This is a genomic window from Azospirillum sp. FG154, from assembly GCF_057809575.1.
Window position 1 is genome coordinate 68,940 of sequence record NZ_JBMDKF010000021.1, and the last position, 26,935, is coordinate 95,874.

The 26,935-nt window shown below is 71.2% G+C and carries 5 protein-coding genes (1 of these 5 running past the window's edge); all 5 read left to right on the forward strand.

Annotated elements, in window-relative coordinates; translation table 11 throughout:
- Tightly spaced (each overlapping or abutting the next), the 5 genes in view from ACODS4_RS21010 to ACODS4_RS21030 form a layout consistent with a single transcriptional unit that may run on beyond the window.
- Positions 1 to 6,642 (forward strand): type I polyketide synthase, encoded by a 6,642-nt coding sequence (locus ACODS4_RS21010; protein WP_488867171.1) that lies wholly within the window; start codon positions 1 to 3, stop codon positions 6,640 to 6,642.
- The gene (locus tag ACODS4_RS21015; protein WP_488867173.1) at positions 6,639 to 11,054 is read left to right on the forward strand and encodes a type I polyketide synthase; all 4,416 of its coding nucleotides are present in this window, start codon (positions 6,639 to 6,641) and stop codon (positions 11,052 to 11,054) included. Before ACODS4_RS21010 ends, ACODS4_RS21015 begins: the two co-directional genes overlap by 4 nt.
- Complete coding sequence (locus ACODS4_RS21020) at positions 11,051 to 15,160, forward strand: non-ribosomal peptide synthetase (protein WP_488867175.1); 4,110 nt, start codon at positions 11,051 to 11,053, stop codon at positions 15,158 to 15,160. The genes ACODS4_RS21015 and ACODS4_RS21020 overlap by 4 nt, the downstream gene beginning before the upstream one ends.
- Entirely contained in the window at positions 15,157 to 21,003 is a 5,847-nt protein-coding gene (locus ACODS4_RS21025; protein WP_488867177.1) for an SDR family NAD(P)-dependent oxidoreductase, read from the forward strand. Before ACODS4_RS21020 ends, ACODS4_RS21025 begins: the two co-directional genes overlap by 4 nt.
- Positions 21,000 to 26,935 carry the 5' portion of an SDR family NAD(P)-dependent oxidoreductase gene (locus ACODS4_RS21030; RefSeq protein WP_488867179.1) on the forward strand. 5,470 nt of this gene lie beyond the right edge of the window, so only the first 5,936 of its 11,406 coding nucleotides appear in the window; it begins with the start codon at positions 21,000 to 21,002; its stop codon lies beyond the right edge, outside the window. The genes ACODS4_RS21025 and ACODS4_RS21030 overlap by 4 nt, the downstream gene beginning before the upstream one ends.

The following is a 26,935-nucleotide window of genomic DNA, read 5'->3' on the forward strand; positions in this document are numbered from 1 at the left end:
ATGCACGCTGCGGACGCCGAAATCGCCGAATTGAGTCCCCTCAAGCGCGCCGTGCTGGCCCTGGAGAGCATGAAGGCCCGGCTCTTGAAGGCCGAAACGGTGGAGCCGGTGGCGGTGATCGGCATCGGCTGTCGGCTGCCCGGCGGGGTGGAGGATCCGGCCGAGTTTCAGCGCCGCCTGTTGGCCGGGTTCGAGGCCATCACCGAGGTTCCGCCGGAACGCTGGCCGCTGGACGCGTGGCACGACGCCGATCCCCACGCGCCCGGCAAAATGAACATGCGTCGCGCGGGCTTCCTCACGGGGGGCGTCGACGGCTTCGACGCGGAGTTCTTCGGCATCGCTCCGCGTGAGGCGGCGGCGATGGACCCGCAACAGCGCGTCCTGCTGGAAACCGCCTGGAGCGCGCTGGAACACGCGGCGATTCCGCCGGATTCCCTGGCCGGGACGGTTTGCGGGGTCTATGTCGGGCTTTACAACAACAATTACACGCTGATGGGCCGTGGCTCGCCAGAGCCGGAATTGATCGACGGCTGGTCGGCGTCGGGTGGACACACCAGCGTCGCCGCTGGGCGGCTGTCCTATGTTTTGGGGCTGACCGGGCCAAGCATTGCGGTGGACACCGCCTGTTCCTCGTCATTGACGGCGGTGCATCTGGCGGTGCGGGCGCTGCAAGGCGGTGAATGCGCGATGGCCCTGGCGGGCGGCGTGCATCTGCTGCTGTCGCCCGAGGCGCTGGTGGCCAGCACCAAGCTGGGGGCGACGGCTCCCGATGGGCGCTGCAAGGCTTTCGACGCGTCCGCCGACGGCTTCGGCCATGGCGAAGGCTGCGGCGTGGTGGTGCTGAAACGCTTGTCGGACGCCGAGGCCGCCGGGGATCGGGTGCTGGCGGTGATCCGAGGCTCCGCCGTCAATCAGGACGGGCTTTCCAACAGCCTGACCGCTCCCAACGGGCCGTCGCAAGAGGCGGTCGTGCGGGCGGCGTTGGCGCGCGGCGGGGTGGAGCCCCGGCTGGTCGGCTATGTCGAGGCGCACGGCACCGGCACCAAGCTGGGCGATCCCATCGAGGTGGAGGCGCTGGTCAACGCGCTGGGGGAAGGGCGCGACCAGCCCTTGATGATCGGCTCGGTCAAGACCAACATCGGCCATCTGGAGGCGGCGGCGGGCGTCGCCGGGCTGATTAAGGCGGTGTTGTGCGTCCATGGCGGGGTCATTCCGCCGCATCTGAATCTGACCCGGCGCAACCCCGACATCGACAGCGGCGCCGTCGATCTGGTGATTCCCCTGCAGCCGACCTCCTGGGCGGGCGTCGATGGGCGGCGGATCGCCGGGGTCAGCGCCTTTGGTTTTGGCGGAAGCAACGCCCATGTGGTGCTGGAGGCGCCCAGCCCGGTCGCGGAATCCCCCGTCGTCGAGGATGGTTGCGCCCGAACTCTGCCGCTCTCGGCCAAATCCCCGGCGGCGCTGACCGCCTTGGCGGAAGCCTGGGCGGCGGCGCTGGACAGCGGCGCCTTGTCGATGGCGGACGCCGCGCGCACCGCCGCGACCGGACGGGCGCGTCTGTCGCCGTGGCGGCTGGCGGCGGCGGGGAACAGCGCGGCGGCGTTGGCGGCGTCCTTGCGCGCGGCGAAACCGGCGCAAGGACGCCGCCCGCCGCGCGTCGCCTTTCTGTTCACCGGCCAGGGCGCGCAACATTCCGGCATGGCCAAGCGGGCTTACGACCATTTTCCGGCGTTCCGGCAGGCGTTGGAACGCTGCGCCCAGATCCTGGACCCCATGTTGCCGGGGCCGACGCTGGATCTGCTGTTCGGCGGCGGGCCGCTGGACGACACCGCGCTGGCCCAGCCGTTGACGGTGGCGGTGGAACTGGCGCTGGCGGCCTTGTGGCGGTCCTGGGGAATCCAACCCGTCGCGGTGATGGGCCACAGCGTCGGCGAATACGCGGCGGCGGCCGTCGCCGGAGCGATGAGCGACGCCGAGGCGTTGACGCTGGCGGCGGCGCGGGGGCGGATGATGTCGGCCTTGGCCGACGGCGGCGGCATGCTGGCGGCCTTCACCGACGAAGCGACGCTGACGCCGTTGCTGGCGGCGATCAATCGCGATTTTCCCGCCGATCCTCTGTCCTTGGCGGCGGTCAACGGCCCGACCAACGTGGTCGCGTCGGGCGGCGTCGCCGGGTTGGAGCGTCTGGCGGCGACGCTCGCCGAACGGGGGATCGAGGGACGTCGGCTGACGGTGTCCCACGCCTTCCACTCCGCCCGGCTTGATCCGGTTTTGCCGACGCTGGAACGGCTGGCCGACGCGGTGGCGTGGCGGGCGCCGGTGATTCCGGTGATCTCCAACCTGACCGGCGGGCCGGTGAGCGCCTTCAACGGCGCCTATTGGCGTGACCACGCCCGTCAGCCGGTGCGCTTCGCCGCTGGACTGGACGCGCTGGCGGCGCTGGGCTGCGACGTTTTCCTGGAGTTGGGGCCGCAGCCGGTGTTGTCGGCGCTGGTCGCCGGGGCGGGCAAGGGCGAGACGGTGGCGAGCTTGCGCCGAGGCCGCGCCGACGACCTCGGGTTGATGGAGGGGCTGGCGAAGCTCTTCGCCCTGGGCGCCGAGCCGGATTGGGCGGCGGTGTGCGACGGCGTTGGGGCTGGCGGCGGGCGGCGGGTCGCGGCCCCGACCTATCCGTTCCAACGCCAACGCTTTTGGTTGGATCTGCCGACGAAGCACGCGGTTTCGGGGACGGTCTCGGCGTTGACCGCCGCGCCGACCTTGGCCGAGGGATCGCAGACCGTCTACGGCTTTTACGACGAGCTGACGGTGGTTTCCCGCACCTATGAAACCACCGCCGACAACGGGGCCGACAATGGAGGCGACGCGCCGGAGGGGGTGGAGGCCGAAGCCCATCTGACCTTCGGCTTCTTCGCCGAGCCGGTTCCCGGCTTTTCCTGGGTGCGCGCCCTGTTTGAAAAGGACGCGGATCCGGCGGCGCACGCCCTGTTCCGGTCCAGCCAGCGGGCGCTGAAGGACAGCCTGTTCGACGGCGTCGATTTCAGCCGGATCCGCCGCGTCTTCGATTATGGTTGCGGTCACGCCGCCGATCTCTGCGCGCTGGCTTTGGCGCATCCCCATCTGTCGGCGCAGGGCTTCACCATTTCCGCCCGACAGGTCGAGGTGGGGACGCGGCGCCTTCGTCGGCTTGGGTTGGCCGACCGGGTGCGGGTGGACCGCAACGATTCCAGCGTCGCGCCCTTTCCCGGCCAGTTCGATCTGATTTTCGGCTTTGAAGTCACCGGGCTGATCGCCGACAAGGATGGGCTGTTCGACAACATCGTCGGCCATCTCGCCCCCGGCGGCTTGTTGGTGGTGGCGGATTTCGTCTCCACCGGCGACGCCATCGCCAACGAGGCGACCAACTCCTTCACCCCCAGCTACGATCAATGGGTCGAGCTGTTGAGTCGGCGCCGTCTGCGGCTGGTCCGCGTGGTTGACGCCAGCCCGGAGGTGGCGAACTGGCTGGACGACGCGACCTTTGAGGCGACGGTGGACGAGTTGACCGCCCGCTTTGGTTTGGGCGAGCTGACCAAGCGGCATTTGCTGTCCAATGAGAACATCGGCAAGGCGTTGCGCCACGACGTCATGCGCTATCTGCTGCTGACGGCGCAGGTCGCGCCGCATGAAACGGTGGAGGCGCTGACCGCCGCCAACGCCGCCCTGCTGCGCGGCGCCACGCCCTACGCCCAAACCGCGTTGGCGCGCAAGGCTCCGGCGTGGCGGCGCTGGATCCATGCGGTGAACTGGACGGCGACCCCGGCCCCCGTCGCGTTGCCAGAACCGGCGGCGCTGGCGCGGGCCTTGGCCCCGATCGAGGCGCGGGAGCGCGCCGCGCTGGCGGGGTTTGGCGATTCCGGCGCGGTGATGGACGGTTTGAGCCGCGATTTCACCATCGCCGCCTTCCAAACGCTTGGCGCGACGACGGTGGAGGCGGCGGCGAGGTTGACCGTCGCCCCGCCCTTCGTCCGGCTGCGGGATTGGTTGGTCAAATCGCTGATCGAATCCGGCGTCACGCGGTTGCCCGAGATGAAGGCCGCCGCCGTGGCGCGGCGGGCTGAGCAGGCGCTCAACCACCATCCCGACGCGGCGGCGGAACTGTCGTTGCTGCTGCGCTGCGGCCCGGCCTTGGCCGAGGCGCTGACCGGCGCCGTCGATCCCCTGGCGCTGCTGTTTCCCGGCGGCGACGTCACGCTCGCCAACCGGCTTTACGAGGCGTCGCCCTATTCCCGCGCCGCGCAAACCTTGGCGGCGGAAGCGACGGCTCTGCTGCCGCGCGAACGGCCGTTGCGGGTGATCGAGATCGGCGGCGGCACCGGGGCCACCACCGCGCATCTGTTGGGGCGTTTGCCCGTCGGCAGCCGCTATCTCTTCACCGATCTTGGGGCCTCCCTGGTCGCCAAGGCGCGGGATCGCTTCGCCGGTTCCGCGCCCGATGGCGTGCGGATGGACTTCGCCCGTTTTGACGTGTCCCGCGCGCCGGTCGGGCAGGGGGTGGCGGTTGGCGCCTTTGATCTGGTGGTCGCCGCCAATGTGCTGCACGCCACCGACGATCTCGGGCGCGCGTTGGACCATGTTCATGACTTGCTGGCCCCCGGCGGTTTGCTGCTGCTGGTCGAAAACACCGGGACGCTGGCCTGGGGCGACTTGACCTTTGGCTTGACCGATGGGATGTGGGCCTTCACCGACACCCATCTGCGCGATTACGCCCTGCTGCGCCAGGACCAATGGCGGGCCGTGCTGCCGTCCCATGGTTTTGGCGAAGCGGCGATCCTGACGCCGGGCGAAGCCGACCGGGGGGGCGTGTCGCAGCAATGCGTGATCCTCGCCCAGCGCCGCCCACACCGTCATTGGGCCTTGGCCGATGGTCCGTTGGACGTCATGGCGACGCTGGCCGACTCCTTGCGCGCCGCTGGCGACCAGGTGAGCGTCATCGCCCATGGCGAGGATTGCCCGGAGGACGCCGATGATTGGGTGTCGTTGAGCGGGACGCAGCCCAACGCCGAGGTTGAGGCCGTCCTGCGCCCCGCCCTCGCCTTGGTTCAGCGGGCGTTGAGCCGCGCCCGCCCGCCGCGCGTGACCATGGTGGCGGTTGGCGGGGAGGCTGGCCTGTCGGGTTGTCGGGCCGCCGCCGGAACCCTGCCGGGCTTTGCCCGCGCGGTGATGGGCGAGGCGGCGGAATTGGGGTGTCGCGTGATCGACCTGGATCCGGCTTTGCCCCTGGCCAAGCAGGTGGAGGCTCTGACCAGCGAGTTGCGCCATGGCCTGGACGGCGAAGCGGCGTGGCGCGGCGGTCAACGCCGTCTGCCGGGGCTGGCCCGTCTGCCAGCGGCGGAAGCCGTGAGCGGCGCCGTTCCGCGCGTCGCCTTCGACGCGCAAGGCGGCTATCTGATTACCGGCGGTTTGGGCGGCATCGGCCTGAAGATCGCCGCCTGGATGGTCGAGCGCGGCGCCCGGCATTTGACTCTCGCCGGGCGTCATCCGCCCAAGGCGGCGGACGCCGCCGTCTTGCAGGCGTTGCGCGATCAGGGCGCGATCCTGACAATCCTTCAGGCGGATGTCGGGCGACGGGACGAGGTTGCGGCGCTGCTCGACGCTGGGCTGGGACGGGCGCGGTTGAAGGGGGTCATCCACTCCGCCGGGCTGGTCGCCGACGCGGCGCTGGGCGGGCAGAGTTGGGCCGGGATGGACGCGGTGCTGAACGCCAAGCTGCGCGGATCCTGGCATTTGCACGAACTGACCCGTGACCTGACGCTTGACCATTTCGTGCTGTTCTCGTCGGCCGCCGGATTGATCGGTCCGGCGGGGCAGGCCAACCACGCCGCCGCCAACAGCGCGGTGGACGCCATCGCGCAAATCCGCCGTGACGTCGGCTTGCCGGCGCTGGCGGTGGATTGGGGCGCCTGGGCGGAGGTCGGCGCGGCGGTCAAGGACGGCGTCAAGGAGCATGTCGGGCGCACCGGGTTGATCCACATGCCCCCCCGCGACGCGCTGACGGCGCTGGAGTGGGCGATGGCGCAGGATGGTGGTCCGGCCCATCTCGCCATCATCGACGCCGATTGGCCGAGCTACGCCGAACGCTTTCCCAAGGGTGGTTTGCCGACGCTGTTGCGGGATTTGGCGGCGGCGCCGCGAAGCGCGATGGCGGCGGTTGGCGTTGGCGTCGATTTGCCGACGGCGGGGGCGGCCAAGGCGCGGAGCCGGACATGGCGGGATGACTTGGCCGCCCTGCCGGGCTTGCGCCGGATGGACGGCTTGCGGGATCGGATCCGGGGCGAGGCGGCGCGCATCATGCGGATGCCCGACGCGGCGGCGCTGGACGACGACCGGGGGTTGCGCGACCTCGGGCTGGATTCGTTGATGTCGGTGGAGCTGCGCAACGCCTTGATGGCGCGGCTGGAAACCCGGTTGCCCGCGACGTTGTTGTTCGACCGCCCGACCGTGGCGGCGCTGGCGGATTTTCTCGCCGGGGACGCGCTGGCGTCGTTGTTCCCGGTGGAGGACGCGCGGCCCGCCGCCGATCAGGACGGCGATGATCTGGACGGGCTGGACGCCGCCGCCTTGTCGGCGCTGTTGGCCGCCGAGTTGGGGGAGGATCGCGCGTGAGCGTCGCCATGGAAGACCAACTGCGTCGCGCCGTCGTCACCATCCGCAACCTGAAGCGGGAGGCGGAGGAACAGCGCGCCCTGCGACACGCGCCGATCGCCGTCATCGGTTTGGGCTGCCGCTTGGCCGGTGGGGCGGACGGGCCGGAGGCGTTCTGGCGCATGCTGACCGACTGCGCCGACGCCATCGTCGAGGTTCCCGCCGACCGCTGGGACGCCGACGCGTGGTTCAACCCTGATCCCGACCACGCCGGTACGATGAACACCCGCTGGGGCGGCTTCCTGGCTGGCATCGACCGCTTTGACCCTGGATTCTTCGAGTTGTCGGCGCGCGAGGCGACGGCGATGGACCCACAGCAGCGGCTGTTGCTGGAAGTGGCCTGGGAAACGCTGGAGGACGCCTGTCTTGATCCCGGTCGGCTCAACGGTTCGGCCACCGGGGTGTATGTCGGGATCAACGCGTCGGAATATTACGACGCCGCCATGGCGCGGCCAGAGACGCTGGACGCTCACGCGCTGTCGGGGGGAGTCGCCAGCGTCGCCGCCGGGCGGCTGTCGTTCCTGCTTGGCTTCAACGGCCCGTCGGTGGCGGTGGACACCGCGTGCTCGTCGTCGTTGACGGCGATTCATTTGGCCGTCCAGTCCTTGCGGGCGGGGGAAAGCGATCTGGCGCTGGCGGGCGGCGTTTACACCGTGCTGCGGCCCAATTTGACGGTGGCGTTGTCCAAGCTGCACATGATGGCGCCGGACGGGCGTTGCAAAAGCTTTGACGCGGCGGCGGACGGTTTTGTTCAGGGCGAGGGCTGCGCCCTGGTGGCGTTGAAACGGTTGTCCGACGCGCTGGCCGATGGCGACCCCATTCGCGCGGTGATCCGGGGGTCCGCCGCCAATCAGGATGGCCGCAGCGGCAGCCTGACCGCGCCCTCGCGCGCGGCGCAGACCCAGGTGATCCGCGCCGCCCTGGCCGACGCCGGTTTGGTGGCGGAGCGGGTCGGTTATGTCGAGACTCACGGCACCGGCACCGGCCTTGGCGACCCCATCGAAATCCATGCGCTGGCCGACGCGCTGGGGCGCGACCGCGTCCGCCCGGTGGTTCTTGGGGCGCTGAAATCCAACATCGGCCATCTTGGACCGGCGGCGGGAGCGGCGGGTTTCGTCAAGGCGGCGCTGGCGGTGGAAAAAGGCGCGATTCCCGGCAATCTGCATTTCAAAATGCTCAACCCCAACATTGAATTGGACGGTTTCCCGGCGCTGTTTCCCCAAGGGCGGACGGGCTGGCCGGAGGGCGATGGCGAGCGGGTGGCGGCGGTCAGCGCCTTTGGGTTTTCCGGAACGAACGTTCATGTCGTGCTGGGGGAGCCGCCCGCCATGGCTCCGGCGACGCCGGGCAAGCTGGACGGGCTGGCGATTTTCGCCGTGTCCGGTCGTTCGGCGGCGGCGCTGGATGACGGCGTGCGCCGTTGCGTCGCGGTTCTGGACGACCGGGCCGATCTGGCGGCGCTGGCGCGGACCTCTCTGTTGGGACGCCGGGCCTTTGAGCATCGGGTGGCGGTGGTGGCCGACAGCCCGGCGCAGGCCCGCGCCCTGTTGGCCGCGCGCGTGGGCGGCGGCGGCGCGCCGGTTCCGTTGCGCCCGCGTCTGGGGGTGTGGAGCGCGGAGTCCGCCGCCTGGACAAGTCGGCTGGCGGAGTGGGGGGTGGTCCCCGCCGCGACTGAGGACGGCGCTGACGGTCTGTCCCGCCTGCGCGCCCTGGGCTGCACCGTGGTGTTGACCGATTGGGATTCGGCGGAGGCTGCTGGCTTGCCGCGCTTGACCGGGACCGACGCGCGGTCGATGGCGGCGACGCTGGCGGCGTTGTTCGAGGCGGGCGTCACGGTGGATTGGAAGCTTGTGGTCGGCGCGGGTCCAAAGGCGCGGCTGCCGACCTATCCGTTTCAGCGCAGATCCTATTGGCGATCGCTGGACGGTCCGGCTCCTGCGGCGGCGCGGAGCCTGCCGGGCGAACGGGTGGCGACGCCGGGGGCCGAGGCGCATTTCCGCCTTCCGCTCAGCCTTTCCGCGTTCCCCTGGCTGGGGGATCATCGGGTGCATGGTCGGGCGCTGGTTCCCGGCGCCGTCCAAATCGCCTGCCTGGTCGGGGCGTGGCGCGCGCGCCATGGCGCCGGGGCTTGCCGGATCGAGGGCTTGACCTTCGCCCATCCGCTGGCGCTGCCGGAAGGCGGCGGGATCGATGTTTGGACGAGTCTCGGCCCCGACGGCGCCGCGCGGCTGTGCACGGGCGGGGCGGATGACTGGCTTCCGCACGCCGACGCGCGGGTGTCGGGTTTGGCGGCGGCGGACGCGCCGGGCGTGGTCGATCTGGCGGCCCTGCGCGCCCGTTGCGGGGTGGTGGTCGCGCCCGATGTCTGGCGCGAGCGGCTGGCGGGCGTCGGCATCCACATCGGCCCGGCGTTCCAGGGCATTCAGGAACTGTGGTCGGGAGACGGCGAGGCGCTGGCGCGACTGACGTCGCCCGCCATTCTGCGGGGCGCCGGGGGCGGGGTGGACGGCCTGCCGCATCCGGCCTTGTTGGACGCCTGCCTGCAAGTGGCGGGCGGGGCGTTGAGCGAGCGGTTGCGGGGCGAGGCGCTGTTGCCGGTGGGGATCGACAGCGTGCTGGTCACGGGCGCTGCGGCGGAAGAGCTGTGGGCGCACGCCCGATTGACCGCCGACGGCGCCGTCATCAGCGCCGACGTCACGGTGACGACGGCCACGGGCGCGCCGCTGGCGACGGTGCGCGGGCTGCATGTTCGTCGCGCGGCGGCGTCGGCGGTGGATGGCGCGGCGCGGCTGTTCCATCAGATGGTCTGGCGACCGGCGGCGGTTGGGCGACGCTCGCCCGCCCGCTTCGTCGTCGCGGATTCGGCGCAGGGTTTGCCCCCGGTCTTGGCTGGGTTGGGGTCAATCTGGCCCCCCGGTTCCGGCGCGCCATGGACCGGCGAGGTGGTCGATCTGCAAGGCTGGGACGCGGCGGCGGATGGCGACCCGCTGGCCTTGGTCCTGCCCGCCTTCGCGTTGGTTCGCCAGTTGGCGGCGCTGGAACGCGGCGGCGCTCGCGATTTGCGCTACACGCTGGTCGCTCGTCCGCACCAGGGCGCCTTGCGTGGCCTCGCCGCCACCGTCGCCCTGGAGCATCCCAATTGGCGACCCCGGTGTCTGATCGCCGACAATCTGGACGACCTTGCCGCCGGGTTGGGGGCTGATCCGGACGAAACCTTGGTGAAAATCGAGGCGGGCGCCGTCCAGGCGGCGCGGCTGGTCGCGACGGCCGCCCCGGTGGTGGAGCCGGCGCGTTTGTCCGGCGCGGTGTTGATCTCCGGCGGGTTGGGCGGATTGGGGCGACGCGTCGCCCGTTGGGCGGCGGAACGGGGGGCGGCGTCGCTGATTCTGGTTGGCCGCAACGTGGACGGGGCGGACGCGGACGCCTTCGCCGCCGCATTGCCCTGCCCGGCGCGACGGATCGCCGTCGATCTGGCCGCGCCCGCCTTCGCCGAAGGCGGCGCCATGGCGCTGTTGTCGCGGCTGGCGCTCGACGGCCCGCCGCTGCGGGCGATCTTCCACACGGCGGGCGCGCAACGGCCGGGTCTGCTGGCGGATCTCTCTCCGGAGGCGTTCGCCGAAGCGCTGGCGGCCAAGGCGCGGGGGGCTTGGGCGCTGCATCGGGCGACGGTGGAGCTGGGCCTTGACCTCGACCATTTCGCGCTGTTCTCGTCGCTGGCCGGGGTTTTGGGCGCGGCGGGACAGGGCGGCTACGGCGCGGCCAACGCCGCGCTTGACGGTCTGGCCCGCTTGCGCCGTGGGCTGGGGCTGCCGGGGGCGTCCATCGCCTGGGGCCGTTTCGAGGAGGCTGGTATGGCGACCGCCTTGGACGCCGCGTCGCTGGCGCGGGTGGACGCGCTGGGGCTGCGGGCCATCGGATTGGACGCCGGGATGGAGGCGCTGGACCGCGCGCTGTCCGCTGGTTTGACGGATCCGGTGGTCGCGGCGGTCGATTGGTTCCGCTTCGCCGCGCGCCACCCGTCCGGCGCGGCCCCGCGACTGGTGGGCGAGTTGGTGGCCAGGGAAAAGGCCCCGGTCGAGGCTGCGGAAACCGGGCCAAAGAGTGATCGGACGGCGTGGCTGACGGCGACCGCCGCCGCCATTCTGGGGGCTGATCGCGCCGACGTGGCGGTGGACCGTCCATTGTCCCAATTGGGGCTGGATTCGTTGATGGCGGTGGAGCTGCGCAACCGGATCGCCGCCGTCTGGGGGGCCGCGCCATCGATCGCCCTGCTGCTCGGCGGAGCCAGTCTGGCCGACGTCGCCGCCGCTCTCCAACCCGCGCCCGACGCGCAAGCCCCTGAATCTGAAGAATGGGAAGAGTTGACGCTATGAGCCAGCCGGTCGATATCCAGGCCGCCGCCGATGTGTTGCGGCGGTTGCGCGCGCAAGGCGTCGTCGTGGCGTTGGACGGGGGCGGCGGCCTGTCGGTCAAGGCGCCCAAGGGGGCGCTGACCGACGCCGACAAGCAGGCTTTGCTTGGAAACAAGCCCGGCTTGCTGACGCTGCTGGGCGGCGGCATGGTCGACGAGTTTCCTCTGACCGACATTCAGCAAGCCTATTGGGTGGGCCGCCGCTCAATGGCGCTGGGCAACATCGGTTGTCACGCCTACCGCGAGTTCCACACGGCCACCTTGGACGTCGGGCGTCTGCAACAGGCGTGGCGGCGGCTGATCGACCGGCACGACATGCTGCGGGCGGTCATCGGCGAGGAGGGGCGTCAGCGCGTCCTCGCCGCTCCGCCCGCCTATGAGATCAAGACGCAGGACCAGACCGAACAAAGCGTGGCGGCGGTGCGGGACGCGATGTCCCATCACGCCTTCGATCCGTCGGTGTGGCCGCTGTTCGACATCCGGGTCAGCCGCTTGGCCGATGGTTTCCGCGTGCATGTCGGCATGGATTTGCTGATCGCCGACGCCGCCAGCATGCTGTTGCTGTATCGGGAATGGGGCGCGCTCTACAACGATCCGGACATGGATTTGCCGCCGGTGACGCGGCGCTTCGCCGATTATGTTCTGACCGGCGGGCCGTCGGCGGTCGATCAAGCCCGCGCGGCGGCCTATTGGCGCGACCGGCTCGACGACTTGCCGGGACCGCCGGAACTGGCGCTGGCCAAAACCCCGACGGAGATCGACCGCCCGCGCTTCGTCCGTCACAGCCGCACCCTGCCGCCCGATCTGTGGGGCGGGTTGAAGGCCCGCGCCCGCGCCCATGGCTTGACCCCTTCGGCGTTGCTGGCGGCGGCCTACGCCGACATTCTGGCGGCTTGGGCCAAGCATCAGCGCTTTTTGCTGACTTTGACGACGTTCCGCGCCCCGCCGGACTACGCGGCGGTGGTGGGGGATTTCACCTCGACCATCCTGCTGGAGATTGACGCCCGCGCTTCCAGCTTCGTTGAGCGGGCGCGGGCGACCCAGGCCCGGCTGGCTCAGGATTTGGAACATGACGGGTGGAGCGGCGTCGCGGTGGCGCGGGAGCTGGCGCGGCGCCACGGTCGGATGATCGATTCCATCCCGGTGGTGTTCACCAGCGCGCTTGGCCGCCACGCCGCCGGGGCGGAATCCGCCCTGCCCATCGCGTGGCTGGGCGAGACGACCCACGCCATCACCCAGACGCCGCAGGTGTGGATCGACCATCACGTGATCGAGGACGGAGAATCCCTGATCGCCTCGTGGGACGCGGTGGAGGAGCTGTTCCATCCGGGGCAAATCGCCCTGATGTTCACGGCCTACGCCGATTTCCTGACCCGTCTGGCGCGGGACGACGCGGCTTGGCGGGCGCCGTTGGGGGAGCATGTTCCGGTCGAGCAGTTGGCGCGCCGCCGGAAGGCCAACGCCACCGGGGCGCCGTTGCCGGACGGGCCGCTGCACCGGCCAATTCTTGAATGGGCGGCGGCTGAGCCGGACCGCCCGGCGGTGATCGCCGAGGACCGCGCGCTGACCTATGGCGAACTGGCCGGATTGGCCCGCGCCGTGGCCGCACGGGCGCGGGCGAATGGGGCGCCGCTCCGAAACCGGCTGATCGGCGTTTGCCTGGACAAGGGCTGGCGCCAAGTGGTCGGCGTTTTGGGCGCGATGATGGCGGGGGCCGCCTATCTGCCCATCGACCCGACGCTGTCGGCGGCGCGGCGGCGCTATCTGGCGGACAATGGCGGGCTTGATCTGGTGCTGACCGAGGATCGCTTGGCGGATCTGGAATGGCCGACGGGAGTCGTCGCGCTGTCGGTGGATGGGCTGACGCCGATTCCCGGCGACGGTGTGGACGCCGGTCCTGCGGAGCCGGAGGATTTGGCCTATGTCATCTACACCTCGGGATCCACCGGGGAACCCAAGGGCGTGATGATCGAGCACCGCGCCGCGCGGAACACCGTCGTCGACGTCACCCGCCGCTTTGGCGTCGGGGCCGACACGGTGGCGTTGGGGGTGTCGGCGCTGTCCTTCGACCTGTCGGTTTACGACATTTTCGGCGTGCTGGGCGCGGGGGGGCAATTGGTCTTGCCGCCGCCGGATCGGCTGCGCGACCCCGGTTTCTGGCTGGAGTCGATCCATCGGCATGGGGTGACGCTGTGGAACAGCGCGCCCGCGTTGCTGTCGATGCTGGTGGAGCATGGCGGCGCGGTTGGCCCGTCGTTGAAGACCGTCCTGCTGTCGGGGGATTGGATCCCGCTCAGCCTTCCGGCGCGGATCAAGGCGACGGCCCCCAACGTCGCGGTTTTTGGCCTGGGCGGGGCGACCGAGGCGTCGATCTGGTCGAATTGGTTCGAGGTCAGCCGGATTGACCCGGCGTGGCGCAGCATTCCCTATGGCTGGCCGCTCGCCAACCAGTCCTATCACATCCTCAACGACGCGTTGGAGCCAGCGCCCGACGGTGTGACCGGGCGGCTGTTCATCGCCGGGCACGGGCTGGCGCGCGGCTATTGGCGGGATCCCGCCCGCACGGCCGCCCGCTTCATCACCCATCCACGCAGCGGCGAGCGGCTGTACGAGACGGGGGATCTCGCCCGCTACATGGCGGACGGCGCCATCGAGTTTCTCGGTCGTGAGGACAATCAGGTCAAGATCAACGGCCACCGGATTGAGCTGGGCGAGATCGAAGCCGCGCTGGCCGAGCATCCCCGCGTTCGCCAAGCCGTGGTCGTCGCCCATGGTCGATCCGGGCCGGGCGTTGAACGGCGCTTGGCCGCCTATGTCGTCGTCGAGGCGGAGGCCACGCCGGTTCCGTCGGTGGTCCCGTCGTTGGAGGGCGCCCGTGGACCGGCCCCCGACGCGCCGGGGGCGTTGCTGGGCGCGTCGTCCCGGCTGGCGTTGCTGCTGAGCCGTCCAGCGTTGCGGGGAAATGGCGGGGACCGCGTGGCGTTGGATGGAGATGGCGCCCCCCTGCCAACAGGCAAGACCACGCGACGGTTTCGGGACGAGGCGCTGCCCTTGGCGGCGTTGGGCCGCTGGTTGGCGGCGTTGCGGAGCGAGGTTGATCCGTCGCAGGAATTGCCGCGTTTCCGCTACGCGTCGGCGGGGTCAAGCTACGCGGTGCAGGCTTGGCTGCTGGTCAAGCCGGGCCGGGTGGCGGGTTTGGCGGGCGGGCTTTACTACCACCACCCTGACCGGCATGACCTGGAACATTGCGGCGCCGGGCCGGAACTGACGGTCGGGCATCACGCCCCGGCCAACCGCGCCGCGTTCGAGACGGCGGCGTTCTCTTTGTTTCTGGTCGCCTGTTACCCAGCGATCCGACCGTTGTACGGCGCTTTGGCGCGGGATTTCTGCCTGTTGGAGGCTGGCTATGTCGGGCAATTGCTGAGGGAGCAGGCGGCGCGGGGCGGGCTTGGCCTTTGCGCCATCGGCGATTTCGACGCATCGCCTTTGACGGCGGCTCTGGCGTTGGGCGAGGAACGGGAGCTGCTGCACAGCTTCGTTGGCGGTTTGCCCGGCGAGGAGATCGCGAGCGACGCGCCCGTCGACATGGCGGCGGAATTGCGCGACTGGCTGGCGGCGCGGTTGCCCGCGCCCATGGTCCCGAACATGATTTTGCAGTTGGCGGCGCTGCCGGTGACGGCCAACGGCAAGCTTGACCGGGCGCGGCTGCCCGATCCCGGCGCTCAGGCGCCTCAACCTGGAAGTCTGGAAGCCGCGCCGGTCGGCGCGATGGAGGAAACCATCGCCGCGATCTTCCGCGAGGTGTTGAACAGCAAGACGGTTGGACGCGCCCAGGCGGTGTTCGACCTTGGCGGCACCTCGGTCCATATGGTCCGCATTCATCGCCGCTTGCGGGACGTGCTGGGGCGCGACATCGACATTGTCGATCTGTTCCGTTTTCCCACGGTGGCCGCGCTGGCGGATCATTTGACCCGCCAAGCCCCTGCGGGGGAGGCGGCGGCGTCCGGTTCGGCCCGTGGCGCCGCCCGGCGCAACCTGCGCGACGCACGCCAGCGAGGACGGGAATGAGCGCCACCGCGAACCACATCGCCATCGTCGGCATGGCCTGCCGCCTGCCGGGAGCCAACGATCCGGCGGAATTTTGGCGGCTGCTGCGCGGCGGTCGCGACGCCTTCACCGACCTCGACGCGGCGGATCTGCGCCAAGCCGGGGTGACGGAGGAAGACTTGCGCGATCCCCATTATGTTCGCCGCGCGCCGCTGCTGGCGGGGGTGGAGCTTTTCGATCCGGCCTATTTTGGTCTGCCGCCGGAACAGGCCGCGTTGCTGGACCCGCAGCACCGGCTGTTTTTTGAATGCGCGGTCGAGGCGTTGACGGCGGCCAACCATGCCCCCAAATCCGGCGACGGCGTCGCCGTGGGGGTGTTCGCCGGTTGCTCCATCAGCTCCTATCTTCTGTTCAACCTGTTGCCGGGGCTGCGGCCCGGCGCGTCGCCCGCCGCGCTGATGGCGATGATCGGCAATGAAAAAGACTATCTGCCAAGCCGCCTGTCTTATCTGTTGGGGTTGAGCGGACCAAGCGTCGGGGTGCAGACCGCCTGTTCGACCTCGCTCACCGCCGTTCACATGGCCTGCCAGAGCCTGCTGTCGGGGGAATGCGATCTGGCGTTGGCCGGTGGCGCGTCGGTGCGGGCGCCGCATCGGGTGGGGTATCGGTTCGAGGAAGGCTCCATCCTGTCGCCAACCGGACGTTGCCGCAGTTTTGACGCGGCGGCGGATGGCACGGTGTTCGGCTCAGGCGTCGGGGTCGTCGCCTTGAAACGGCTGGACGACGCGCTGGCCGATGGCGACGTCATCGACGCGGTGATCCTGGGATCCGCCGTCAACAACGACGCGGCGCGCAAGGCTGGCTTCACCGCCCCCAGCGTCGATGGTCAGGCCGAGGTCATCGCCGAGGCGCTGGCGGTGGCGGGCGTCTCCCCCGCCGAAATCGGCTATGTCGAGGCGCATGGAACGGCCACCCCCATCGGCGATCCCATCGAAATGCGGGCGCTGGCGCAGGTTTTCGACGCGGCGGTCGTCGGGCGCGGGCGCGTCGGGTTGGGGACCGCCAAGGCGGCGGTGGGCCATTTGGAGGCGGCGGCGGGCGTCGCGGGCTTGATCGCCGCCGCGCTGGCGTTGAAACACGCGACGATTCCCCCAATCGCCGGTTTTTCCAGCCCCAACCCGGCGTTGAACCTCGCGGACACGGCGTTCAGCCCGGCGGGCGCGCCGCGCGCGTGGGCGCGTTTTGGCGCCGCGCCGCGCCGCGCTGGCGTCAGTTCCTTCGGCATCGGCGGGGCCAACGCCCATGTGGTGCTGGAGGAGGCGCCGCTGTCCGCCACGCCGACGCGGGTTCGCCCGCCGTCGCCCGTTTTCCAGCGCCAACGCTATTGGCGCGATCCGCCGTCGCTGGATCAGGCTTTGAATCCGGGATTGCCGGGGCGGTTGATCGACACGCCGCTGGCTCATCGCCTGTACGAGGCGCGGCTGTCTCCCAGCGCTCCGGCTTGGCTGGGGCAACATATGGTCGCGGGCGTCGTGACTCTGCCGGGGGCGGCGTATGGCGCGCTGGCGGTGGAGGTGGCGGGACCGGGCGACGCAGTGTCGTTGGGGGCTTTGGACATTCTGCGTTCCGTCGGCGTTTCCGGGGCGGGCGCGCGTTTGCAGACCGTCATCGGCGCCGATGGCGGCTTGCGGTTCCACGCCCGCGCCGATGGGGCGGAGGGGTGGACCCTGTGCGCGCAACTGGACCCGCCGGATCCGGCTCCGGCCATCTTGGGAACTCTGGACGTCGCCGCCGCCCTTGGGCGGTGCGGCGTGGCCGTGGAGGAGGCCGCGTTCTACGACCGGATGGCGGCGGCGGGAATCGTTCTTGGCGCGGAATTCCGCCGGTTGGTCGGCGTTCGCGCCGGGGTGGGGGAGGCGGTCGCCCGTTTGCGGCCCGGCGGCCCGCTGGCGGCGACGCTTGACGGAATGTTTCAGGCGTTGGGCGCGGCGACGCCGCCGGACGCCGTGGCGTGTTTGCCAGCGGGTTTCGACCGTTTGAGCCTGTCGCGGTCGGCGCTGGCGGCGGCGGAGGGGGCTGACGCGGCTTCCTGGCCGGTGGTTCACGCCCGTTTGCGCGACGCCGCGACGGCGGCGGGCGTGGTGGGGGATGTGGTTTTGGCGCGGGCGGATGGGGCGGTCATCGCCCGCATCGACGGGCTGATCTGTCGTCCCGCCGAGACGACGGAGACCGCTGTCGCCCGTCATCTCTACCGCCCGCTGTGGCGGTCGGCGGAATTGGTCCGGTTGGCGGCCCCGGCGGAGGTCGTCGCGGCGATGACCTCCGACCGTGATCTTGCCGCCTATCCCGGCTATCTGGCCCGGATCGACGCGTTGGCCGCCGTTTACGCCGCTGTGGCGCTGGAGCGGGGCGGGGTGATTGTTCCGCTCTACGACCGCTTGCTTCCCCGCTTGCGGGCGATGGCGGCGGACGCCGTTCCCGGCGCCGATCCGGCGGCGTTGCTGGCGGAGATTCAGACGCTTTACCCGGCGCAGGCCCCGGAAACCGGCATGTTGGCGCGCTGCGGCGCCGCGTTGGATCGGGTGTTGGCTGGGGCGGTCGATCCGCTGGCCCTGCTGTTCGCCGCCGCTCCCGACGCGGCGGGCGCGGTCTACGCCGAATCCGCCTATGCGGGGGCGTTGAACGATGTGTTGACCGGCGCCTTGCGGGCCGGGCTGGGCGAGGCGAGAGGACTGCGGGCGTTGGAAATCGGCGGGGGCACCGGCGGCGCCACCCGCCATGTGTTGCCGGTGTTGGCCGACAGGCTGGCGGTCTACCGCTTCACCGACGTGTCGCCGGCGTTTCTTGGCGCCGCCGAGGAGGCCTTTGGCCATTGCGCCGGTTTTGAAACCGCCTTGTTCGATATGGAGACGGACCCGGCGGCGCAGGGCGCGCCGTTGGCCAGCTTCGATCTGGTCATCGCCTCCAACGCGCTGCACGTCGCCCGTGACCTGCGCCGCGCGCTGCGTCATGCGGCGGCGACGCTGAAGCCCGGCGGCTGGCTGGTTCTGGCCGAGGGGCTTGGCCCGTCCCGCTGGCTCGACCTGACCTTTGGCCTGACCGCTGGATGGTGGCATGGCGCCGACCGCGACCTGCGCCCGGATTACCCGTTGCTGGACGCGCCGACGTGGCGTCGGCTGCTGGCCGAAGAAGGGTTCGACGATGTGGCGATCGCCACGCCCGGCGTCGGGCGGTTGGGCGAGCAGGCGGTGATTGTCGCGCGCCGCGCCGCCGCCGCGCCGCCGTTGATCTGCCGCGCCGCCCTTGACGGCGTGGGCGCGCCGGTGGCGAGGGTCCTGGCCTGGCTGCAAGCCCTGCCCGCTGGCGACATGGCGGCGCTGGTGCTGACCCGTGGCGCGCAACGGGTGGAGCCGTTCGACCGTCCCGACCCGGATCAAGCCGCCGTGCTGGGGCTGGTCAAGGCTGCGGCGCTGGAGCGGCGGGATTGGCGCCTGCGGCTGGTCGATCTTGATCCGCTGGGCGAGGCCGATGATGACGCCCACGCCATCGCCGGGGAGATCGCGGCTGCCGACGACGAACGCGAAACCGCGTGGCGGCAGGGTCATCGACGCGCGTTGCGCCTGACCCGGTTGGAGGACGCCGCCTTGCCGGATGGCTTCCGCTTTGCGGTCGAACGGCCCGGCGGTTTCGACGGCGTGGCCGTGACGGCGGGGGCGCCGGTCCCGACGCCGGGGCCGGGGGAGGTCGTCATCCGGGTTGAGGCGGCGGGGCTGAATTTCAAGGATGTCCTGTCCACCCTTGGCATGGTCGATCCGGCTCCGTTGGGCGGCGAATGCGCCGGAACATTGGTGGCGGTGGGCGAGGGGGTCGCCGATCGGCGCGTCGGCGATCGGGTGATGGCGGTGGGCGGCGGTTGTCTTGCCGACCATGCGCGTCTGTCGGCGGCGCGGACGGCGCGCCTGCCGCCGGGCATGACGGCGGCGCAAGCGGCGGCGGCGCCGGTGGCGGGCTTCACCGCTTGGCACGCGATGGCGGAATTGGCCGGTTTGGCGCCGGGGCGGCGCGTGCTGATCCATTCGGCCACCGGCGCGGTTGGGCAATTCGCGGCGTCGCTGGCGGCGGCGGCGGGCTGCCGCGTTCTGGCGACGGCGGGCAGCCCGCAGCGGCGCGCTTTCCTGCGCCGACAGGAGGGGGTTGAAGCGGTGTTCGACTCCCGCGATCCCAATTTCGCCTCCGCGATCCGCGCGGCCAGCGGCGGCGACGGGGTGGACGTCGTGCTGAACAGCCTGGGAGGAGAGGCCATTCCCGCCGGGCTGTCGCTGCTGCGGTCGGGTGGGCGCTTCATCGAATTGGGCCGCGTCGGCGTGTGGAGCGCGGAGCGGGTCGCCGCCGCCTATCCGGGGGTGGATTACCACATCGTCGCTTTGGATCGGATCGACGACGCGGAGGGCGGGCGCCTGTTGCGGGCGACTCTGGAAGCTGTGCTGGAAGGCCGCATGCGCCTGCCGCCGCTGTCGCCGTTGCCGATGGCGGCGGCGGTGGATGGCTTGCGGCTGATGAGCCGCGCGCGCCATCTCGGCAAGATCGTGTTGACCCGACCGCCGCGCTTCGCCTTCCGGCCAGATCGGGGGTATCTCATCACCGGCGGTCTTGGCGGCGTCGGGTTGGCGGTCGCGGAGTGGGCGGTGTCGCGCGGGGCGAGGGCGCTGGCGCTGGTCAGCCGTGGCGCGCCTGGGGCGGACGCCTTGGCCGCCATCGCCCGCATGACGGCGTGCGGGGCGGTGTTGCGGGTCATCCGCGCCGATGTCGGGCGCCGCGACGAGGTTGCTGGCGTGTTGGCGGAGATGGCGGACAATCTGCCGCCGCTGGCGGGGGTGTTTCACGCGGCTGGCGTGCTGGACGACGCGCCGCTCGCCCGGATGGACGCGGCGCGGTTGTCGGGGGTGATGGGGGCGAAGATCGACGCGGCCCGTCATCTCGACGCGCTGACCCGCGATCTGCCCGCAGGCCCGCTCGACGCCTTCGTCCTGTTTGGCTCGGCCGCCGGACTGTTGGGTTCGGGCGGTCAAGCCAACCATGCGGCGGCCAACACGGCGCTTGACGCGCTGGCGGAGCGCCGCCGCGTCGAGGGACTGCCCGCCGTCTCCATCGCCTGGGGCGCGTGGCGCGACGTCGGCGCCGCCGCCAAGCGCAACGTCGCCGACCGGCTGGCCGGATCCGGCATGGGCGCGCTGTCCACGGCGGAGGGGCTGGCGGCGCTGGCCCGCGCGTTGGACGCCGACGAGGCCCGCGTCGCCGTCTTGCCGATCGACTGGCCGACGCTGACCCGTCACTTTTCTGGATCTCTGCCGCCGTTGCTGCGCGAGGCGGAGGGGGGAGCGGTCGCGGAGAAAAAACCGGCTCCCGCAGCGGTCGCGCCGCAGCGACCGACCGAAGGCGGGGCTTTGGCCGACGCCTTGCGCGCTCTGCCGCCCGCCCGCCGCACGGCTCACATGGCCGAGCGGGTGGCCGTTGAGGCGGCGGCCCTGTTGTCCACCGGCGGCAAGCCGGTTGGTCATGACCGACCGCTCAACGAAATGGGGCTGGATTCCCTGCTGTCGGTGGAACTGCGCAACCGGCTGGCCCGGCTGGTGGGGAAAAGCCTGCCCGCCACCTTGCTGTTCAACTATCCGACCATCGACGCGCTGGCCGGGCATTTGACCGGGTTGATCGTCAGCGATGGTGGGCTGGCCCCGTCGCCAGCCCCAACTCCACCGCCGCCGCCGCCGCCGCCGCCGCCGCCGTCCGAATCGGTCCCAGAACCCGACGCGGACGATTTCGACAGTTTCCTCAGCGCCTTGGAAGAACGGTACGCCGAACCATGAACGATCTCGCCCCCTCGGAAAAGCAACGCGCGCTGGCGTTGCTGAAGCAGATGCAGGCCCGGCTGGACGTCGCCGAGCGGCGCGCCCGTGAACCCGTTGCGGTGATCGGCCTCGGCTGCCGGTTGCCCGGCGGGGTGGAGGGGGCGGAGGCGTTTTGGGATCAACTGGCCGCCGGGGTGGACGCGGTGCGCGAGGTTCCGCCGGAGCGCTGGGACGCCGACGCCTATTACGACGCCGATCCCGACGCGCCGGGCAAGGCCAACACCCGCTGGGGCGGCTTCCTCAGCGACATTGATTTGTTCGACGCCGAGTTTTTCGGCGTGTCGCCGCGCGAAGCGGTGTCGATGGATCCGCAGCAACGGCTGGTTCTGGAAACCGCGTGGCGGGCGCTGGAGCACGCCGGGATTCCACCGTTGGGGTTGGCGGGCAGCAAAACCGGGGTGTTCCTTGGCGTTTGCACCAGCGATTACGCCCGGCTGGGCGAGGCGTCCGCCGGTTGCGGCGCGCTTGACACCTATTCCGGCACCGGCGGCGCCTGTGGCGTGGCGGCGGGGCGGTTGTCCTACACGCTGGGTCTGAACGGTCCCAGCTTGGTGGTGGACACCGCCTGTTCGTCGTCCCTGGTGGCGGTCCATCTGGCGGTGCAGGCGCTGCGGTTGGGGGAATGCGACGCCGCGCTGGCGGGCGGGGTGAACTTGACCCTGTCGCCGGATGGCGTCGTCACCCTGTCCAAGCTGCGGATGATGGCCCCGGATGGTCGTTGCAAACCCTTTGACGCGGCGGCCAATGGTTTCGTGCGCGGCGAGGGTTGCGGCGTGGTGGCGCTGAAGCGTCTGACCGACGCGCGGGCGGCGGGGGACCGGGTGCTGGCGGTGATCCGGGGCAGCGCGGTCAACCAGGACGGTCGGTCGTCCGGCCTGACCGCGCCCAGTGGATTGGCTCAGGAGGCGGTGATCCGGGCGGCTCTGGCCAACGCCGGGCGGGCGCCGTCAGAGGTGTGTTGCGTTGAGACGCACGGCACCGGCACGCCGCTGGGCGATCCCATCGAGATGAACGCGCTGGCCGCCGTGATGGGCGAGGGGCGGACCACGCCGCTGATCGTCGGCTCGGTCAAAAGCAACCTCGGCCATTTGGAGGCGGCGGCTGGCGTCACCGGGCTTATCAAGGCGGTGGGCATGGTCCAGCGCGGGATGGCGCCCCCCACCCTGCACTTTAAAACGCTCAACCCCGACATCGACGCCAACGGTTGTCCGATCCACATCGCGGCGGGCGGAATGACCGCGCTGACCGACGCGCGGCGGGTGGTCGGGGTCAGTTCCTTCGGCTTTTCCGGCACCAACGCCCACATCGTCCTTGAGGCGGACGACGCCGTTCCGCCCGCGCCAACCGGCTCTGGCGATGGTCTGGCGGTGCTGGCGCTGTCGGCCCGCTCGGCGGCGGCCTTGGCGCGGCTGGTCCAGGACACCGTGGCCGCTCCGGCCTTGGATGATTGGCCCGCTTCCGCCGCCGCTCTGGCGGTCGGGCGCAGCGCCTTGGAATACCGCGTCGCCGTGGTCGCCGCCGACGCGGACGAAGCGCGCCGTCGGTTGGCTGCGGCCCCATTGCCCGGCGCGCCTGTGGCGACGTCCGGCGGTGAGCCGTGGAACGGCGGCGGCGCTGGCGACCGGCGCGCGGAGCTGGAGGCTTTGGCCCGCGCCTTCGTCGCCGGGGCGACGGTTGATTGGCGCGCCGTGTTCCCCGGCGCGCGGCGGTTCGTCGATGGGTTGCCCGGCCATCCGTTTTTGCGCAAGCGCTACTGGCGGGATGGCGCCGTCGCCCAGGCGGGCGGTCATCCTCTGCTGACGGATCGCATCGATTTGCCGGACGGCGGCGTCGCGTTTCGCGTCCGCCTGCCGACGCCGGGGGCGGCGTATCTCACGCAGCACAGCGTCGGCGGGGCCGTCATCATGCCGGCGGCGGCGCTGCTGGAACTGGCGGCGGGGGCCTTCGCCCGCTGTGGTCTGGGCGCGGCGGCGGCCGATGTGGCGTTCGAGGCGCCCTTGGTCCTGTCGGGCAAGACCGAGATGCTCGTTTCGCTGAACGGCGACCGCCTGACCATCGCGGCGCGCGATCTTCCGGCTGGGCCGTGGACCCGCTGCCTGTCGGCGCGCGCGGTCGACCATGCGGACGATCTGGAGCTTTTCGACGCGGCGGCGGGCGTGACGGCGCGGGTTGACGTTCCGGCGCTGTATCAGTGGCTGGCGGCGGGCGGGGTCGCCCACGGCCCGACCTTTCGCCGCGTGACCGAGGCGCGGCAGGGGCCGGGCCTCGCCTGGGTTCGGTTGGATGGGTTGGAGCCGGCTGGCCACGCCGTGCACCCGGCGGCGCTGGACGCGGCGTTTCAGTCCTTGGCGGCGATGACGTGGCGGGCGGATGGTGAGCTGGGCGGCGCCATGCGCACACCGGCGGCGGTGCGCCGCTTCGTCCTGACCGGCGTCGGCAAGCCCGGCGGCGCGCTGACCGCGCACGCCCGGTTGACCGAGGATGGCGGGGCGGATTGGGTCGCCGACATCGTGGCGCTCGACGCCGACGGGATATGCGTCGCGGTGGCCGAGGGGTTGCGGCTGTCGGGCGGCGGCGGGCGGGCGTTGGGCGATTGGCGCGACTGGTTGCTGGTTTGCGACTGGCCTGACGCTCCGCTTCCAGCGGACGCGGCGGCGATGGCCGCCGCCGCCCAAGCCTCGCTGGCGACGACGATGGAGGAGCCACGGATTCAGGCGCTGGCGGGGCTGGGCGAGCGGATGGACGCCGCCGCCGCCGCCTACGCCGCCGAAGCGTTGCGGCGGGTTCCCGCCGCCGCGCGTCTCCCCCGTCACCGGGCGCTGTCCGGTCTGCTGCGGAGCATGGCGGACGCGGCGCCCAAGACGGACGCCTCGGCGTTGATGGCGGCGCTGGCGGCCGATTATCCGGACGCGGCGACCGAGATCGCCCTGTTGCGCCGCTGCGGCGAGGGTTTGGCCGAGGCGTTGAGCGGATCGCTGGACCCGCTGACCCTGCTGTTTCCCGCCGATGGCGGGGCGGAGGGCAACGTCTACCGCGACTCCCCCGCCTCGTCGGGCCTGAACCGGGCGTTGTTGGCGGCGGTGCTGGCGGGGCTGCCGACCGGCGGCGCCATCCGATTGCTGGAGGTCGGGGCGGGCACCGGCGGCACGACGGATGGGCTGATGGCGGCGTTGCCGGGCGAACGCATGGCGGAATACGCCGTCACCGACATCGCCCCGACTCTGCTGGCCGCCGCCAAGGACCGCTACGCCGACAAGCCCTGGGCGACTACGGCCCGCTTCGATCTGGAGCGGGACCCGGAGGAGCAGGGTTTTCAGCCCGGCCACTATCACATGATCGTCGCCGCCAACGTCGTCCACGCCACGCAACGGTTGGCCGACACGCTGGCGCGGCTGCGGCGTTTGCTGGCGCCCGGCGGGGCGTTGGTGTTGTTGGAGGGGCGCGGACGGCAGGGCTGGATCGATCTGTGTTTCGGCTTGACCGAGGGGTGGTGGCTGTTCGCCGACCACGCCTTGCGCCCCGATCACCCGATGCCCGACGTCGGGGGGTGGCGCGCCGCGCTGGCCGAGGCTGGTTTCGACGTGGCGGCGGCGACCATGGACGGCGGGCCGTTCGCCCGCCAACTGGTGCTGACGGCGCGGCGACGGGTGGAGGACGCCGTCCACATTGTGGGCGACGGGTTGGTGGCGCGGGCGCTGGCCGAACGGTTCCATCCGGCGTCGGCGGCGTCGGCGGCGGCGGACGAGGCGGACGTCCTTCTGTTCGCCCAAGCGCTTGATCCAACCCCGGAACCGACGAGCGCGGCTGAGGTGCTGGAGCGCCAGCGGCTGGTGCTGGACGGCGCGCGGCGGTTGGCGTTGGCCGCCGCCGGGCGGGGACAGAGGTTGGTTTTGCTGACCCAGGACGCCACGACGGGCGCTCGACCGTTGAACGCGCCGTTGTGGGGACTGGGCCGCGCCATCGCCGCCGAACTGCCGGAAGTGTCGATCAGGCAAATCGACATCGCCGCCGCGCTGATGGCGCGGGAACCCGAAGCGGTCGCCGAGGCCGTGGCCGACCTGTTGCGGCGATCCGATGGCGAGGATCAGGTCCGGCTGGACGCCGATGGACGTCGGCGCGTCGCCCGGCTGCGCCATGTGGTTCCGCAGGCGGCGGATGAAAAGCGGGCGGCGCGCATCGACGGCGCGGCGCGCTATCTCATAACCGGCGGGTTCGGCGGGTTGGGGCTGCGCACGGCGTCGTGGCTGGCCGAACAGGGCGCCCGCAAGCTGGTGCTGATGGGGCGCACGGCGGCCAACGCGGACGCGGAAACGCGGATCGCGGCGTTGGAGGCTGGCGGCGTCACCGTGTGGCGGGTGTTGGGCGACGTCAGCGTGGAAGCTGATGTCCGGGCGGCTCTGGCCACGGGGGCGGGACGGCTGGCCGGGGTGGTTCACGCCGCTGGAACGCTGGACGACGGCTTGCTCGGCTCCTTGGACTGGCCCCGGATGGCGACCGTGCTGAGGCCCAAGCTGGTCGGGGCTTGGCTGCTCGACACGCTGGCCGGACCGTTGGATTTCCTTTTGCTGTATTCGTCGGCGGTGGGGTTGATCGGCACGCGGGGGCAGGGCAACCACATCGCCGCCAACGCCTATCTTGACGCGCTCGCCGCCGGGCGCACGGCGCGCGGGGCGTGGACCGTCAGCTTGGCCTGGGGGGCGTGGAGCGAGATCGGTTCGGCGTCCGGGCCGGACATCGCGCGTCGCCTGCGGGCGCAGGGCATGGACGTCATCCCGCCGGAACAAGGGGTGAAGGCGCTGGATTGGGCGTTGGCGGGCGCGCCGATGGCAGGGGGGCCGATGGTGGAGGGGCCGTTTGACGGTCGGGTCGGCGTTCTGCCCATCCGTTTGTCGGCCTTCGCGTCGGCGCTGAAGGGCAAGACGGCGCCGGTTTTGGCCGATCTCCTGGCCAAGCTGCCGCGACCGACGGCGGCGAAGGCGCCGGGGAAGCCAAGGCCGGTTGTCTCCAGCGTATCCCTGCTCGATCAGGTCCGGGGGGAAGCGGCGGCGGTGCTGGCCGCCGAAAGGGCCGACGCCATCGATCCTCGCCGCAATTTGTTCGATCTGGGGTTGGATTCCCTGATGGCGGTGGAATTGCGCAACCGTTTGCAGAACCGCCTGGGCGCGCCGTTGCCGCCGACGTTGCTGTTCGATTACCCCAGTTGCGACCGTCTGGCGGCGTATCTCGCCGACAGCTTCGCGCCACAACCGGCCAAAACGGCGGCTGCCGCCGTTCTCGCCGCCGCTCCCGCCGTTGTCGGGGAATCCCGTGACGACGCCGACGCCGACGCCGTCGCCATCATCGGCATGGATTGTCGGTTCCCCGGCGGCGCCGATGGCCCGGACGCCTTTTGGCGGCTGTTGCTGAACGGCTTTGACGCGGTGGGCGAATTCCCCGCCGACCGTTGGGAAAAGAACGCGGCGGCCGAACGGATGACCACCCGCTGGGGCGCTTTCCTCGATCATGTCGATCAATTCGACGCGGCCTTCTTCCACATCGCCCCGCGTGAAGCGGCGTCGATGGACCCGCAACAGCGCTTGTGGCTGGAAACCGCATGGCGGGCGTTGGAGGCGGCGGGGCAGCCCCCCGACCGGCTGGCAGGAAGCCCGACCGGGGTGTTTGTCGGCTTGTGCAATTACGACTATTCACAGATTTCGGCGAGCGGCGGGCGAATCGACGCCTGGTCGGGCACCGGCGGCGCGCCGTCCATCGTCGCTGGCCGACTGGCTTATCTGCTGGGGTTGGAAGGCCCGGCGCTGGTGGTGGACACCGCCTGTTCGTCGTCGCTGGTGGCGGTGCATCTGGCGTGCCGGGGATTGATCGACGGCGATTGTCGCCTTGCCGTGGCGGG

Bases quoted from the DNA above. Each gene is read 5' to 3' on its own strand.
- ACODS4_RS21025 (WP_488867177.1), top strand. From the start codon at position 15,157: ATGAGCGCCACCGCGAACCACATCGCCATCGTCGGCATGGCCTGCCGC.
- ACODS4_RS21020 (WP_488867175.1), top strand. From the start codon at position 11,051: ATGAGCCAGCCGGTCGATATCCAGGCCGCCGCCGATGTGTTGCGGCGG.
- ACODS4_RS21010 (WP_488867171.1), top strand. From the start codon at position 1: ATGCACGCTGCGGACGCCGAAATCGCCGAATTGAGTCCCCTCAAGCGC.